This is a genomic window from Streptomyces sp. Y7, from assembly GCF_043195415.1.
Taxonomy (GTDB): domain Bacteria; phylum Actinomycetota; class Actinomycetes; order Streptomycetales; family Streptomycetaceae; genus Streptomyces.
This window is the reverse complement of the sequence record NZ_JBIDDQ010000003.1, coordinates 482,070-496,411: the sequence shown is the minus strand read 5'-3', so window position 1 is coordinate 496,411 and position 14,342 is coordinate 482,070. Positions and strand designations below refer to the sequence as shown.

The 14,342-nt window shown below is 71.1% G+C and carries 15 protein-coding genes; 9 read left to right on the top strand and 6 right to left on the bottom strand.

From position 1 onward, the window contains the following. Nucleotides 1-71 precede the first annotated feature (71 nt). Genes ACGFW6_RS13380 through ACGFW6_RS13370 form a run of 3 tightly spaced genes read left to right on the top strand, consistent with a single transcriptional unit; the run spans nucleotide 72 to nucleotide 3,977 of the window. Entirely contained in the window at nucleotides 72-773 is a 702-nt protein-coding gene (locus tag ACGFW6_RS13380; protein WP_393507764.1) for a GntR family transcriptional regulator, read from the top strand. Next, complete coding sequence (locus ACGFW6_RS13375; RefSeq protein ID WP_393507763.1) at nucleotides 770-3,289, top strand: dolichyl-phosphate beta-glucosyltransferase; 2,520 nt, start codon at nucleotides 770-772, stop codon at nucleotides 3,287-3,289. The genes ACGFW6_RS13380 and ACGFW6_RS13375 overlap by 4 nt, the downstream gene beginning before the upstream one ends. Before the next feature lie 37 nt (nucleotides 3,290-3,326). Then, the gene (locus ACGFW6_RS13370; RefSeq protein WP_393507762.1) at nucleotides 3,327-3,977 is read left to right on the top strand and encodes a hypothetical protein; all 651 of its coding nucleotides are present in this window, start codon (nucleotides 3,327-3,329) and stop codon (nucleotides 3,975-3,977) included. Here the strand turns inward: ACGFW6_RS13370 and ACGFW6_RS13365 are convergent. From ACGFW6_RS13365 to ACGFW6_RS13355, 3 genes are all read right to left on the bottom strand, one after another. Beyond that, a complete protein-coding gene (locus ACGFW6_RS13365) occupies nucleotides 3,970-4,269 on the bottom strand; it encodes a hypothetical protein (RefSeq protein WP_393507760.1) in 300 nt (99 codons plus the stop codon). The two genes, ACGFW6_RS13370 and ACGFW6_RS13365, sit on opposite strands and share 8 nt — an antisense overlap. Nucleotides 4,270-4,463: 194 nt before the next feature. Continuing rightward, nucleotides 4,464-5,000 (bottom strand): hypothetical protein, encoded by a 537-nt coding sequence (locus ACGFW6_RS13360; protein WP_393507758.1) that lies wholly within the window; start codon nucleotides 4,998-5,000, stop codon nucleotides 4,464-4,466. A gap of 225 nt (nucleotides 5,001-5,225) precedes the next feature. Next, a complete protein-coding gene (locus ACGFW6_RS13355; RefSeq protein ID WP_393507756.1) occupies nucleotides 5,226-5,621 on the bottom strand; it encodes a hypothetical protein in 396 nt (131 codons plus the stop codon). Between the two features lie 116 nt (nucleotides 5,622-5,737). Between ACGFW6_RS13355 and ACGFW6_RS13350 the strand changes: the two genes are divergently transcribed. The 3 genes from ACGFW6_RS13350 (at nucleotide 5,738) to ACGFW6_RS13340 (ending at nucleotide 7,535) form a co-directional block, all read left to right on the top strand. Next, nucleotides 5,738-6,583 (top strand): Scr1 family TA system antitoxin-like transcriptional regulator, encoded by an 846-nt coding sequence (locus tag ACGFW6_RS13350; protein WP_393507754.1) that lies wholly within the window; start codon nucleotides 5,738-5,740, stop codon nucleotides 6,581-6,583. Then, nucleotides 6,580-6,786: a DUF397 domain-containing protein gene (locus ACGFW6_RS13345; protein ID WP_393507753.1), complete on the top strand. Its 207-nt coding sequence runs from the start codon at nucleotides 6,580-6,582 to the stop codon at nucleotides 6,784-6,786. Before ACGFW6_RS13350 ends, ACGFW6_RS13345 begins: the two co-directional genes overlap by 4 nt. Nucleotides 6,787-6,908: 122 nt before the next feature. Next, nucleotides 6,909-7,535, top strand: coding sequence for a TetR/AcrR family transcriptional regulator (locus ACGFW6_RS13340; RefSeq protein ID WP_393507751.1), 627 nt, complete (start codon nucleotides 6,909-6,911; stop codon nucleotides 7,533-7,535). A 45-nt stretch (nucleotides 7,536-7,580) separates the two neighbouring features. Here the strand turns inward: ACGFW6_RS13340 and ACGFW6_RS13335 are convergent, their stop codons facing one another. After that, nucleotides 7,581-8,864 carry an adenylosuccinate synthase gene (locus tag ACGFW6_RS13335; protein WP_393507749.1) on the bottom strand — a complete coding sequence of 428 codons (1,284 nt, stop codon included), beginning with the start codon at nucleotides 8,862-8,864 and terminating at the stop codon, nucleotides 7,581-7,583. A gap of 197 nt (nucleotides 8,865-9,061) precedes the next feature. Between ACGFW6_RS13335 and ACGFW6_RS13330 the strand changes: the two genes are divergently transcribed. Continuing rightward, nucleotides 9,062-9,922: a diacylglycerol kinase family protein gene (locus tag ACGFW6_RS13330; protein WP_393507747.1), complete on the top strand. Its 861-nt coding sequence runs from the start codon at nucleotides 9,062-9,064 to the stop codon at nucleotides 9,920-9,922. Between the two features lie 4 nt (nucleotides 9,923-9,926). Here ACGFW6_RS13330 and ACGFW6_RS13325 read toward each other — a convergent pair whose 3' ends face one another. Next, nucleotides 9,927-10,430 carry a GbsR/MarR family transcriptional regulator gene (locus ACGFW6_RS13325; RefSeq protein WP_393507745.1) on the bottom strand — a complete coding sequence of 168 codons (504 nt, stop codon included), beginning with the start codon at nucleotides 10,428-10,430 and terminating at the stop codon, nucleotides 9,927-9,929. 112 nt (nucleotides 10,431-10,542) lie between these two features. On the opposite strand from ACGFW6_RS13325, the gene ACGFW6_RS13320 reads away from it, so the two are divergent. Both ACGFW6_RS13320 and ACGFW6_RS13315 read left to right on the top strand, forming a co-directional pair. Then, on the top strand, nucleotides 10,543-11,448 hold the full coding sequence (locus ACGFW6_RS13320; protein ID WP_393507743.1) for an ATP-binding cassette domain-containing protein: 906 nt from the start codon (nucleotides 10,543-10,545) through the stop codon (nucleotides 11,446-11,448). Beyond that, nucleotides 11,445-13,049 carry an ABC transporter permease gene (locus ACGFW6_RS13315; RefSeq protein WP_393507741.1) on the top strand — a complete coding sequence of 535 codons (1,605 nt, stop codon included), beginning with the start codon at nucleotides 11,445-11,447 and terminating at the stop codon, nucleotides 13,047-13,049. Before ACGFW6_RS13320 ends, ACGFW6_RS13315 begins: the two co-directional genes overlap by 4 nt. A 45-nt stretch (nucleotides 13,050-13,094) precedes the next feature. On the opposite strand, the gene ACGFW6_RS13310 is transcribed toward ACGFW6_RS13315, so the two are convergent. Next, nucleotides 13,095-14,312: a cytochrome P450 gene (locus ACGFW6_RS13310; protein WP_393507739.1), complete on the bottom strand. Its 1,218-nt coding sequence runs from the start codon at nucleotides 14,310-14,312 to the stop codon at nucleotides 13,095-13,097. Between the last annotated feature and the right edge of the window lie 30 nt (nucleotides 14,313-14,342).

Here is a 14,342-nt window from a genome sequence, read left to right as displayed (position 1 = left end):
GCGTAAGGTGGCGTGCTCGTAGACATATACGTGCACGCCACCTCATCGCGACGACGGGAGACGCCCCGACCATGCCCGGCACCGGCGGCAACGGCTCCGTGACGCGAAGTACCCTGCGCCAGCAGATCGCGGACGCGCTCCGGGACGAGGTACTGGCCGGGCGCCTCCAGGCGGGCCGCGAGTTCACCGTCAAGGAGATCGCCGAGCAGTACGGCGTCTCCGCGACCCCCGTGCGCGAGGCACTCGTCGACCTCTCCGCACAGGGCCTGCTGGAGGCCGACCAGCACCGCGGCTTCCGCGTCCACGAGTACTCCGTGGCGGACTACCGGGGCATCGTCGAGGCCCGCAGCCTGGTCACCAACGGCATGTTCCAGGTCCTGGCCACCGACCGCACGAGCCACCGCGACCCCGACGACCCGCGCGTCCTCGCCGCCGTCGTCGGGGTGCGCCGCCGCGCCGAGGAGGCCGAGCGCGCGGCCACGGCCGGCGACCTCACCGTCCTCATCGGCTACGACCTGCGCTTCTGGCGCGAACTCGGCGCCCTCTTCGGCAACCCCTACCTCGCCGACTTCCTGCACCGGCTGCGCGTGCAGTCGTGGGTCTGCGCGGTCCAGCACCTGCGCCGTCTGCCCGACCTGCGCGGCCATCTGTGGGCCCGGCACACCGACCTGGTCGACGCCCTGATGCAGCGCGACCTGCCCACCGCCCGGCAGATCATCGCCGCCCACGACGCGGAGTCGGTCGCCCTGATCGAACGCCTGGCAGCCGAGTGAGCCACGAGCGGGAGCCGACGGCACCGCCCGCCCGACCTGAGACACCTGAGCCCGGCGAGGCTTCCCGTGGGACCGAGGTCCTCGACCTCTCCGTCGTCATCCCCGCCTACAACGAGCGGCACCGCCTCGCCCCCACCCTCGACGCCCTCACCGACTACCTCGCCGCCGACGAACCGCGGCGGGGCTCCTGGGAGATCGTCGTCGCGGACGACGGTTCCACCGACGGGACCGGCGAGCTGGTCACCGCCCGCGAGGACGACCGGCTCCGGCTGGTCACCGGGGACCGCAACCGCGGCAAGGGGCACGCGCTGCGCCTCGGTGTCGCCGTCACGCGCGGGCGCCGGGTGCTGGTCACCGACGCCGATCTCGCCACACCGATCGAGGAGTTGGAGCACCTCGACAAGGCGCTCGGCGAGGGCGGCTGCGCGGCCATCGGGTCCCGTGCGGTTCCCGGCGCGACGATCGGCGCCCGGCAGCACCGGCTGCGCGAACTGCTCGGCCGCGCCGGCAACGTGCTCGTACGCCGTACCGCGCTGCCCGGCGTCCATGACACCCAGTGCGGCTTCAAGCTCTTCGACGGCGACCGCGCCCGCGAGGCGTACGCCGCCTCACGCGTCAACGGCTGGGGCATAGACGTCGAGGTGCTGCGGCATCTGCGCCGCGCCGGCCTGTCCGTCGCCGAGGTCCCCGTCCGCTGGTCGCACCGGCCCGGCTCGAAGATCGCCCCCCTGGACTACGCCCGCACCCTGACCGAGATCGCCCGCATAGCCGCCCGCTCCCTGCGCCCCGCCGACGTCCTCGCGCCCTTCCTCTTCCTGCTGATGTCGGTGGCGCTGTACTCCGGCCGTTTCTTCGCGCCGGAGCAGCGCTATCTCCCCGACTCCCTGCGCGACCAGAACCAGTGGGAGTGGTTCTTCGCGGTCACGGCCGACAACGTCGCCCACCTGCGCAACCCCCTCTTCACCGACCTCCAGGGCTTCCCCGACGGCGTGAACCTGATGGCCAACACGGTCATGCTGGGCCTGTCCGTCCCCCTGGCACCCCTCACCCTGGCCGCCGGTCCCGCGGTCACCCTCAGCCTGGTCATGACGCTGGGCCTCGCCGCCACCGCGGCCACCTGGTACTGGCTTTTCGTCAAGTACCTGGTCCGCAGCCGGATCGCGGCCTTCCTGGGGGCCTCGCTGGCCGCCTTCGCCCCGCCGATGATCAGTCACGCCCACGCGCACCCCAACTTCGTGGTGCTGTTCATGATCCCGCTGATCATCGACCGCGCCCTGCGTCTGTGCGCCGGCACCCGGGTCGTACGGGACGGGGTGGTCCTCGGCCTGATGGCGGCCTACCAGGTCTTCCTCGGCGAGGAGCCGCTGCTCCTCGCGGCGCTGGGCATGCTGCTGTTCGCCGCCGCCTACGCCGTCCTGCGCCCGGACGCGGCACGCGACGCCTGGCGGCCGCTGCTGCGGGGCGTCCTGATCGGCGCCGCCGTCTGCCTCCCCCTCGTCGTCCACCCCCTCGTCTGGCAGTTCGCCGGGCCGCGGAGCTACACGGACATCGAGCACAACCCCCGTTCCTTCAACAGCCCGCTCGCCCTGCTCTCCTTCGCCGAGCGCTCGTGGCTGGCGGGCGACGCCGGCACCGCGAAGGCCCTCGCCTTCAACACCACCGAACAGAACGCCTTCTACGGCTGGCCGCTGGTCCTGCTCGCCCTCGTGATCACCGTACGGCTGTGGAAGCGGCCCCTGGTCGCAGCGCTGGCGTGCACGGCGGTGGCCGGGGCCTTCCTGTCCCTGGGCCGGGAGTTCCGCATCCCCCTCACCGGCGTCGTCCTCCCCGGCCCCTGGGAACTCCTCGCCGACAAGCCGCTCTTCGAGGCGGTCATCGAGAGCCGGGTGGCGATGATCTGCGCGCCCGCGCTGGGCATGCTGCTCGCCGTGGCCGTGGACGGGCTGCTCGCGGTACGGCCACCGGTCACCCGGTACGCCGGCCTGCTCGGCGTCGCGCTCGCCCTGCTCCCCCTGATCCCGGCCCCGCTCAGAGCCGTCGACCGTGCCGAGGTGCCGGCGTTCATCGCGGACGGGACCTGGACGTCGTACGTCCGCGAGGGCGAGTCGCTCGTGCCGGTGCCGCTGCCCGACCCCTCCGACGCGGAGGCGCTGCACTGGCAGACCGAGGCCGGCCTCGGCTTCAGGCTGCCGGGCGGCTACTTCAACGGCCCCTACGGCGACGAACGCGCCGGCATCTACGGTGCCGAGCCCCGCTTCACCTCCAACCTGCTGCGCGACGTCCGCAACACGGGCGAGATCCCGCCCGTCAACGACTCCTGGCGGGAGCAGACGCGGGTGGACCTGGCGTACTGGAGGGCGGGCGTACTGGTGCTGGCCCCGCAGCCGAACGACTGGGCCCTGCGGGCGACCGTGGCGAAGCTGGTGGGCGGGTCCGGTAAGTGGGTCGGCGGAGTATGGGTATGGGACCTGCACGAGGGGACCCGTCCTCGCGCCACACCGATTACCCTGCCCTGACCACCGTGATACGCCGTGTATGCGAGGGAGCCCTCTTTTGGCCTGTGACCTGTGGCTGGTACCGCTCGTCGACGTGTTGTGCCACACGCCCGACAACCCGTTCGCCGAGGAACTCGCGCAATACAACAAGGTGCTCGCCGAGGCCGGGCTGCCGCCGGTGCCGGTGTACCAGTACATGCCGGGCCTGTCCGGCGACGTCGCACCGGTCGCCGGGTTCGACTACGACGCGCTGCACTTCCTGCGCCGCGCCTATCTGCTCCAGGTCTGCGGGCTCGCGGTGACGCCGGTCGACGACCTGGGCGGGGACTACGAACAGCTCCTGGAGATGTTCGAGTCGACGGCCAAGCAGTCGCACCTGGTCTGGCACTACGACCACGCGGGCGCCTACGTCCCCGTCGACTTCGCGGGCCCGCTCTCCAACGACGAACTCCTCGCGGGCGGCGGCCCTCTGGGCTCCTCCCAGGCGCTCCTGCGCGAGCTGGAGTTCGTGGCCCCGGTGATCGGCATCGATCCGGCCAATCCGCCGACGGCACCCCAGGCGCCGCTCGCTCCCACGGAGTTGGAGGAGCCGGCCGTCCCCGCGCCCTACGACCCGAGCCCCTTCGCCCGTGAACGGCATGTCTGGCTGGGTCTGCACGCGGCGGCGACCCGGAGCCTGGCACAGGGCTCGATGATCGTCTTCAGCTGACCTGCCTGATCTGGGACAGGCCCTTCTGGAGGTCGTCGGCGTTCATCACCGGCGTGTAGTCGACCTCGGCGCCGAAATGCTCGAAGAGCGGCTCGGTGAGGGGCGGCATCTGGGCGGAGTCCTGCATGTCGAAGACCACGAACCAGGTGCGGACCCCGCCGGTGGCCGTGAAGTACGAGGCCTCCGGCTTGAAGGCGCCGACGATCTCCTGCATCACCTGGGGCATCCTGCCGCTGCGGATGATCTCGTTCGTCTTCTCGGTGTCGAGATGGGCCTGAAGCAGTACACGCACGACGTTCACCTTCTTCCCGGTCGCCCCCTGCGATCTCACGCTAGGGGCGCCGCGCGGGGGTCGCCCGTTCAGTACTCCATCGGGGCGGGCTGCAGGGGGACACCCGGCCGGCGTCCCCCTCCAGGCTTGTCAGTGCTGCTCGACGATACGGATGGTGCGGATGCCCGTACCCCGACAGCGGGTCGGCGTCCTGGTCAGGACCGGATCCCCACAGGACCGGAAGTTGTCCCCGCCGAAGGGCGGAGCCCGCCCCTCAGGCGAGCCTCGATGTGGGCGAAGGCGGACCGGACTGTCCGCGGCGCACCCCACGTCACCGCCGCCCGCACCTCGGCACTGCTCGCTCCCCGCCGCCACCACGCCTCCACCAGCGGCGCGAGCCGCAGCGCCTCGGCGGCGTCGAGCGTGAGGCGCCGGTCGTAGTCCCCGAAGGTGAGCAGCAGGCGGGCCGCCGCGGCGGTGCCCACCCCCGACGACCCACGCCGACCCGGCACTTTTTCGGTTTCACCCGTTCGTGGCGGGGCTTCGCACGGCTCCTCGAACACCTCGTAGCGGACGGGGTGTTGACCTGCCGCCCCACCCTCGCGCACCACACGGCGCAGATACCGGAGTTCCTCCAGCTCACGCAGAGCGGCGACGATCCGCGACCGCTCCTCCCCACACACCCCGGCCGGCCGACGGAGGGTGACGCGGGCATGGTTCGGAAGGGCCAGCAAGTACGTCAGTACGCTCACCGCACACCAGGAGATGCTCCGGTCGCGGAGAAGGGCGGCCGACAGGCCTGAAAAGACGCGCGCAGGCGTCGTACGATGAGAACGCATCCGGAGGTTGTGCTCCTGGTGTCGAGCCCCCGGGTGTTGGCGCACCGCGGGGGCATTCCTGTTGGCGTGACTCTAAGGCCACGCAGAGCGACGATCGCAAGTCGAAACCACCTTTTCCCAGGCGGAAGTGCACGTTCTTCACTCCTGCGAGTGAAGGGCGGTGCACAGCAGCAGGGCGTGGACGAGGCGGCCGGGGGCCGTGGGGCGGTAGCGCCAACTCAAGGGCCAGGTCGGGCCGTTGATGGCGGGCACCGGGATGTACGAGACATGCCCGGGGCCGGCGACGAAACGGGTCACTCCGTCGGGCCAGGCGCGATGGGACGTACTACCGACGGGCACCAGGAAATACACCCCCCGGCGCCCCGTCGCCGTCTCGACGATCGGCCCCGGATCACCGCCGGTCATACGGGCGAGCCGGTCGGCGACGTCCCGCCCCTCCTCGCCGTCGACCCTGATCGCGTCGAACCGGACACCGGCCTTGCGGAGTTGCACGCCGGTCGGCGGGACCCAGGTCAGGTCACTTTGCGTATTCACGGCGCCAGTCTGAGGGCACGGAGCTAGCGTGATCCATAACTCTGCGTCGTCGGTTGAGCACGGTTGATTACCGGCGTCCGTGAGTTGTGACCGGTTGAGTTCGGTTGAGTTCGGAGGTGACCGCAATGGCGCGGGCGGAGAACAAGACGGAGGCAGGCGGTACGGCCCATCTGGTCGCCGCCCTGGCGAAGGCGTTGCGGGAGCAACACGGGCTGACCCAGCCACAGTTGGGCGACCGGCTCGGATACACGGCAGCGGCGGTGAGCGCGATGGAGACGTGCGCGCAGCCGGCCAGCGATCAGATGCTGGTGAAGTTGGAGGCGGAGATCGGGGGCGGGCTGGGCGTCTTCGAGAAGGCCCGCACATGGATACTGCTGGAGAAATACCCGGCCCGTTTCCGGGGGTTCTCGGAGCTGGAGGCGGGGGCGGTCACGCTGTGCTCGTACCAGACACTGATCGTTGACGGGCTGTTCCAGACCGAGGAATACGCACGGGCGCTGATCGGCGGCAGCTACCCGCCCGTATCCGTGCAGAGGCGCGAGGAACTGGTTGACGCGCGGCTGGCCCGCCGTGCGATCTTCGACCGGGACCCCGCCCCGCACATCGAGTTGATCCTCGAAGAGAGTGTGCTGCGGCGGCCGTTCGGCAGCTGGGATGTCATGGCCGGGCAACTGCGCTCGCTGGCCGCAGACGCCCAAAGGGACAACGTCTTCGTGCAGGTGCTGCCCCTGAACCGTGGGCTGCACGGAACGTATGCGGGTGATCGCGGGGCCATGCAGGTCGTGGAGACCCAGGACCACGAGCACGTCGTCTACATGGAGATCGAGGACCAGGGCATCCTGGTCAACGATCCGGCGCAGGTGTCCCATCTCGCGCGCCGCTATGCGACTATCCGTGCGCAGGCCCTGAGTCCCGACGAATCACTGTCCTTCATCGAGCAGTTGGCAGGAGAGGAACGATGACCGGCACCGAAAGCCTTCGCTGGTTCAAGTCGAGCTACAGCGACGGGGGCGGTGGCCAGTGCGTCGAAGTCGCCCCCTGCCCCCACCCCGGCCCCACCATCCACATACGCGACTCCAAGAACCCCGACGGCCCGAAGCTCACCGTGTCCGGCGGGGCCTGGGCCGCCTTCCTCGCGCTCCCGGCCGCACCCCCCACCCCCTGACCCAAAAACACGTATCACTTTCCCGAAACCCGTCACATCTTTCCCGACCACACCCCCACCCCCGGGGGATTCGCAGGCGACTGCCCGGCGGTTGCCCGCCCGCATGCGCGACGCTGGTCGGCATGACTGGATCCCCCCATGTCAAGGCGCCGCCCGGCACGGGCACCGTGTACCGGGCGACCCTTGAAGCGCTGGCACAGTACGGGCCGCGGCGTGCCGGGATGACGCAGATCGCGCGCCTGGCCGATACGAACCGGCCCTTTCTCTACCGGAACTGGGCGAGTCGCGACGCCCTGATCCGGGAAGCCACACAGCTTGAGCTGAGACGTCTGCTGTTCGTGGCCCGCGAGGTGCCGGACACCGTGCCGCCCCGGTGCCGACAGGCGCACTTCGTGGTGCGCGCCGCGCGCCTGCTGCGGGAACATCCCGTCGTCGGGACGACGGCCCGCACCGCCCCGGAGCTCGTACACACCGCTGTCCTGAGTCCGGTCAGCGACTGGCACACGACGGCATGGCTCTGGCTGCGCGAGCATGTGACAGGCCACATCAAGACACCGGCCGAACGCGACAGCGCCACCCTGGCGGTGCTCACCACAGCGCTGCCTTACGCCCTTACGCCGTCCACGAATCCCCCGGATCCCGAGGAGCGCGCCGCCGTCGACGCCCGGTTGAGCACCGCCGTACACCTCTGCCTCGCGGTCGGGACGCCGTGCGCGGCACCCCGACCGCCGGGCGGCCACACCGCGTGAGGTGACGCCCCGGCGGGCACAACCGCCGGGGCTCACTGCCGTCTCCTACAGGAACGAGTTGATCTCGATCGTCTCGTCCCGACCCGGGCCCACGCCGATCGCGGAGATCGGGGCGCCGGACATCTCCTCCAGCGCCTTGACGTAGTTCTGGGCGTTCTTCGGCAGGTCGGAGAACGACTTCGCCCCGGTGATGTCCTCGGACCAGCCCGGCAGGGTCTCGTAGACCGGCTTCGCGTGGTGGAAGTCGGTCTGCGAGTACGGGAGTTCCTCGACGCGCTTGCCGTCGATCTCGTACGCCACGCAGACCGGGATCTGCTCCCAGCCGGTGAGGACGTCGAGCTTGGTGAGGAAGAAGTCGGTGAGGCCGTTGACGCGGGTCGCGTAGCGGGCGATCACCGCGTCGAACCAGCCGCAGCGACGGTCACGGCCGGTCGTGACGCCCCGCTCGCCACCGATGCGGCGCAGCGCCTCGCCGTCCTCGTCGAACAGCTCCGTCGGGAACGGGCCGGCGCCGACACGGGTCGTGTACGCCTTCAGGATGCCGATGACCCGGCTGATCTTCGTGGGGCCCACGCCCGCACCCGTGCAGGCGCCGCCCGCGGTCGGGTTGCTGGACGTCACGAAGGGGTACGTGCCGTGGTCGATGTCGAGCAGGGTGCCCTGCCCGCCCTCGAAGAGGACCACCTTGTCGTCCTCCAGCGCCTGGTTGAGCACCAGGACGGTGTCGGCGACGTACGGCTCGATCTTCTCCGCGTAGCCCAGCAGCTCCTCGACGACCTGCTCGACGGCGATCGCGCGCCGGTTGTAGAGCTTGGTGAGGACCTGGTTCTTGACGTCGAGGGCCGCCTCGACCTTCTGCGTCAGGATCGACTCGTCGTACAGGTCCTGGACGCGGATACCGACGCGGTTGATCTTGTCGGCGTAGGTCGGGCCGATGCCGCGCCCGGTGGTGCCGATCTTCCGCTTACCGAGGAAGCGTTCCGTCACCTTGTCCACCGTCACGTTGTACGGCGTGATGATGTGCGCGTTTCCACTGATCAGGAGCTTGGACGTGTCGACGCCACGCTCGTTCAGACCGCTCAGCTCGGAGAGCAGGACCGACGGGTCGACGACGACGCCGTTGCCGATGACCGGGGTGCACCCCGGTGAGAGGATGCCGGAGGGGAGAAGGTGAAGGGCATACTTCTGGTCGCCGACGACGACCGTGTGGCCGGCGTTGTTGCCGCCCTGATAGCGGACCACGTAGTCGACGGATCCGCCGAGCAGGTCGGTGGCCTTCCCTTTACCCTCGTCACCCCACTGAGCACCGAGCAGCACAAGTGCGGGCACGCGCGTACACCCCTTCCGGGCGGGGCATGTCCAAGGTCAGGGGCGCACGCGTAAGGTATGCCGCCGCGTGCACCACTACCGGCTGCGACCGTCATTGGCCGCGAACCGTCGGACCGGATGGCCCCGGAATAGACGAAGCCCCTGGCGCAATAGCGCAAGGGGCTCTTGCACAAAGATGCTACCCGAGGAAGCGAGGCATGGCCGAGGTGGCGACTTTCGCGATGTCCGATCAGCTGCTGGTGGTGATCGATCCGATCGCCCGGAGGACGGACGGCGAGTCCGTCAGGATCGCGAAAGACGTGCTCAGCGCGGGTGCGGTGACGAAAGTGTGCCTTCCGGAGGACCCGGACGAGTTCGCGCGCGCCTTGGCCAGGCGCGGGTCGCGCCGGCCGGTGGTCGTCGGCGACGACGGGGCGCTGCTGCGCACGGTGGCCCTGCTGCACCGGCAGCGGCAGCTGGCCGAATGCGCACTGTCGGTGGTGCCGGTCGGGGGCGCCCTGTCGCTGGCCGGATCCCTCGGGGTGCCGACGGGGGCGGTCGCGGCGGCGCGGGCCGTGCTGGACGGCGTGGAGCGGCGTCTGGACCTGCTCGTGGACGACAGCGACGGCGTGGTCCTGGGCGGGCTGCGGATCCCTCCGATACGGGACCCGGCCGCGCCGGACGGGGCCACCGCGGTGGGACCGGGTGCCGGGCGGCCGTGGCTGCGGACGTGCCAGTCGCTCGTACGGACGCTGGTGCCGGCGCGGGGCCCGTCCCCGACGGGCTCCCCCGGACCGTCGCGGCTGCGCGTCGAGGTCGACGGGGCGCTGCTGGTGGATCTCGACCAGCCGGTGGAGGCGGTGTCGGTGACGCCGGGGATCGCGGGCCTGGCCGAGGTGGAGGTACGACCGGTCTCGGTGGGCGCGGAGGCGTCCCCCCTGCGCGCGGAGGGCCGCACGGTGACGGTCTCGGGAGCGCACTTCCGCTACCGCGCCGACACGGCCGTCTCCGGCCCGGTGCGCAGACGCACCTGGACGGTGGGCGAAGGCGCTCTGCGACTGGTGCTGCCGGGCCGCTGAGGCCCTACGGGGTGTCCTGGCCGAAGGTCTTGTCCCGGTGTGCGCGCCAGCGCTCCATCAGCTTGCCGATCTCGCCCTCCAGGTACTCGAAGAACGCGAGCGTCTCGGCGATGCGCTGCCCGCCGGGGGTCGCCGGCCCGAGGCTGTCGACGCCCTCGCGCAGGGTCTGGCCCCAGCGCCTGAGGATGGCGTCGCGGTTGGTCAGCGCCTCGTACCACTGGTCGCTGTGCACCCGGTAGCGTTCGCGCCGGGAGCCCGGTTCGCGCTCGCGGGAGACCATGTGGACCTGGGCGAGATAGCGCACCGCGCCGGAGATCGCGGCGGGGCTGACCTGGAGTTGTTCGCCGAGTTCGGCGGAGCTCATGGTGCCGGAGTCGGACGCGAGCAGCGCGGCGAACACCCGCGCCGCCATCCGCTGCATCCCGGCCTCGACGAGCTGCGCGGCGAAGGCCTCCACGAACTTCGACACCGCCTCGGGGTCCCGCCCCGCCGCACTCGGTTCCATCATCCGTAGCTCATCTCCCTGCGTCCGCCCAGCTCGCGCGCTGCCCCGAGTCTATCCGCGATTTATACGCTTCCTTAACTTCACAAATTTCTGAAAGAAGCGTACGTTCTGAACCATGACGAAGGCAATCACCGTCGCCGGACTGCACAAGTCGTTCGGCAAGACGCACGCCCTGGACGGCCTCGACCTGGACGTCGAGACGGGCGAGGTCCACGGCTTCCTCGGCCCCAACGGCTCCGGCAAGTCGACCACCATCCGCGTCCTGCTCGGCCTGCTGCGGGCCGACTCCGGCGGCGCCCAGGTGCTGGGCCGCGACCCGTGGACGGACGCGGTGGAGGTGCACCGCAGGATCGCCTACGTACCGGGGGACGTCACGCTGTGGCGGAACCTGTCCGGCGGTGAGGTCATCGACCTCTACGGCCGGCTGCGCGGCGGGCTGGACTCCCGGCGCCGCGCCGAGCTGATCGAGCGGTTCGAGCTGGACCCGACGAAGAAGGGTCGCACCTACTCCAAGGGCAACCGGCAGAAGGTCGCCCTCGTCGCCGCGTTCGCCTCGGACGTCGACCTGCTGATCCTCGACGAGCCGACCTCCGGTCTGGACCCGCTGATGGAGGAGGTCTTCCAGCGCTGCGTGGAGGAGGAGCGCGACCGCGGCCGGACCGTCCTGCTGTCCTCGCACATCCTCAGCGAGGTCGAGGAGCTCTGCGACCGGGTCAGCATCATCCGCAAGGGCCGTACCGTCGAGAGCGGCTCGCTGGCCGACCTGCGCCATCTGACCCGCACCAGCGTCACGGCCGAGCTCGCCGGCCCGCCCAACGGGCTGGCGCACCTGCCCGGCGTCCACGACCTCGACGTCCAGGGCCACCGCGTACGCCTCCAGGTCGACACCGACAAGCTCGACGCCGTCCTGCGCTCGCTCAGCGAGTCCGGCGTACGGTCCCTGACCTCGACGCCGCCCACCCTGGAGGAGCTGTTCCTGCGGCACTACCAGGCCGACACGGACGAGGTGGCCGCCCGATGACCGCCACCGCCTACGGGGTACGCCCCGGCGGCTCGCGCCAGCTCGCCGGCACCGCAACCCTGCTGCGCTTCGCCCTGCGCCGCGACCGGGTGATGATCCCGGTCTGGGTGGCGGTGAACGCGCTGATGATCCTCTCCATGCCGAACACGCTGGAGAACCTGTACGCCACCCCGGCCGAACGCGCGAACCTCGTGCAGGACACCGCGGCCAACGCCTCCTTCCGCGCACTGATCGGCCCCGTCTTCGACGACTCCATCGGCGCCCTGACGGCCTGGCGCGTCGGCGTCTACGCGGGTGCGCTCGCGGCCGTCGTGAGCATGCTCCTGGTCGTACGGCACACCCGGGACGAGGAGGAGAGCGGCCGGCAGGAGCTGGTGGCGTCCGGGATGGTGGGCCGCCGGGCCTCCCTGACGGCCGCCCTGCTGACGGCCGTCGTCGCGAACGCCGTACTGGCCCTGCTGGTCACGGCCGGTCTCGCGGGCCAGGGCACGACGGGCGCGCTGGCGTTCGGGCTGGGGCTCGCCGGGGTCGGCATGGTCTTCGCCACGCTGGCGGCGATCGTCGCCCAGTTCACCGAGAGCGCACGGCTGGCGCGGGGGCTCACGGCCGGGCTGCTGGGCGCCGCGTTCGTGCTGCGCGCGGCGGGCGACTCGGCGTCGGACGACGGTTCGTCGGCGCTGACGTGGGCGTCGCCGCTGGGCTGGCTGGAGAACCTGCGGCCGTTCGCGAGCGAACGCTGGTGGGTGCTGCTGCTGTTCGCGGGGGCGGCTTTGGCGCAGGGCGTGGTGGCGTACGAACTCGCCGGCCGCCGGGACGTGGGGATGAGCTTCCTGCCCGCCCGTCCCGGCCCGGCGCTCGGCCGCCTCGGCACGGCGGGCGCACTGGCCTGGCGGCTGCAGCGCGGCAGCGTGCTCGGCTGGACCATCGGCTTCTTCCTCGCCGGGGTCGTCTACGGCGGCCTGACCGACGGGGTGGCCGACCTGGTCGGCGACAACGCCAACGCCCGCGAGATCTTCGAGCGCATGGGCGGCCAGGCAGGGCTGACGGACGCGTTCCTGGCGTCGATGGTCGGCATGCTCGGCCTGATCGCCGCGCTGTACGTGGTGGGTTCGGTGCTGCGGCTGCACGGCGAGGAGACCTCGATGCGCGCGGAACCGATCCTGGCGAACGCGGTGGGCCGACTGCGCTGGGCCGCCGGCCACCTGGTGATCGCCTTCGCCGGATCGGCCCTGATCATGCTGTTGGCGGGCCTGGGCTTCGCCGTCGGCTACGGCAAGGAGACCGGCCCGATCCTGGGCGCCTGCCTGGTGCAGCTCCCGGCGGTGTGGGTGATCGGCGGGCTCGCGGTCCTGCTGTACGGGCTGCTCCCGCGGGCGGCGATGGCGGCGTGGGCGGTGGCCGGGGCGGTCCTGCTGATCGGCTGGGTGGGCCCCGCGCTGGACGTCCCGCAGGCGGTTCTGGACCTGTCCCCGTTCGGGCACCTGCCGAAGCTGCCGGGTGCGCAGATGGAGTGGGGGCCGGTGCTGATCCTGCTGGCACTGGCGGCCGTGCTCACGGCCGGCGGGCTGGCCGGGCTGCGACGACGGGACATGACGACCTGACCGAACTGCCCCTGGTCGCAGCGGCCGGAGCACTGATACCGGCCCTCAGGCCACCTCCACCCGAAGCCCTTCCAGGCCCCGGATCACGAAGTTCGGCTTGCGCTCCGGTTCCGCCGTCGGGCGCAGGGTCGGTGCCTGCTCCAAGAGGGCCGACATGGACGCCGCCAGTTCGATACGGGCCAGGGGGGCGCCGATGCAGTAGTGGATGCCGGCGCTGAAGGAGATGTGCGGGTTCTCCTTGCGGGAGAGGTCGAGCTGGTCCGGGGTCTCGAAGACCTCGGGGTCGTGGTTGGCGGAGCCGAAGAGCATGGCGATCTCCGCGCCGCGCGGGATCGTCGTGCCGTCGATCTCGATGTCGTCCAGGACCCAGCGTTCGAAGAGCTGCAGCGGGGTGTCGTAGCGCATCAGCTCCTCGATCGCGGACGGGATCAGGGAGTGGTCGGCGCGCAGGGCGGCGAGCGCGCCGGGGTTGCGGAACAGGGCCCACCAGCCGTTGACCGTGGCGTTCACCGTGGCCTCGTGGCCGGCGTTGAGCAGCAGGACCGCCGTGGAGATCATCTCCTGCTCGGTGAGCCGGTCGCCCTCGTCATGGGCCTCGATCAGACCGGACATCAGGTCGTCTCCGGGCTCCTTGCGGCGGGCCGCGATCAGCTCCGTGAGGTAGTCCGAGAACTCGACCGAGGCACGGACCGCCTTCGCCGCCGTCTCCTCGGACGGATTCAGCTCGTACATCCCGCAGATGTCCGCCGACCACGGCCGCAACTGCCCGCGGTCCGCCTCGGGGATGCCGAGCATCTCGGCGATCACCGCGACCGGCAGCGGCTCCGCGACGTCCGTCAGCAGATCACCGCCACCCGCATCCACCAGCCCGGACACCAGCTCGCCCGCCAGCCGCCGCACATACGGCTTCAGCTGCTCCACCGTGCGCGGTGTGAACGCCTTCGACACCAGCCGGCGGATCCTGGTGTGATCCGGCGGCTCCAGGTCGAGCATCCCGTGGTCGTTGAGCACATGGAACGGCTCGTGCTCCGGCGGCGGCGCCGTCCGCCCGAAGTCCTCGTGCGTGAACCGGTGCTGGTACGTCCGGCCGAGCCTGCGCTCGCGCAGCAGCGCCGAGACGTCCGCGTGGTGCGGGACCAGCCACTGGTCGGTGGGCTCGTAATAGTGCACCCGCCCCCGGGCCCGCAGTTCGGCGTAGGCCGGGTAGGGGTCGGCGAGGAAGGCCGGGTCCCACGGGTCGAAGGCGAGGTCGGAGGCTGCCATGCCGGGACGTTAGCCCGGCCTACCCCGGTC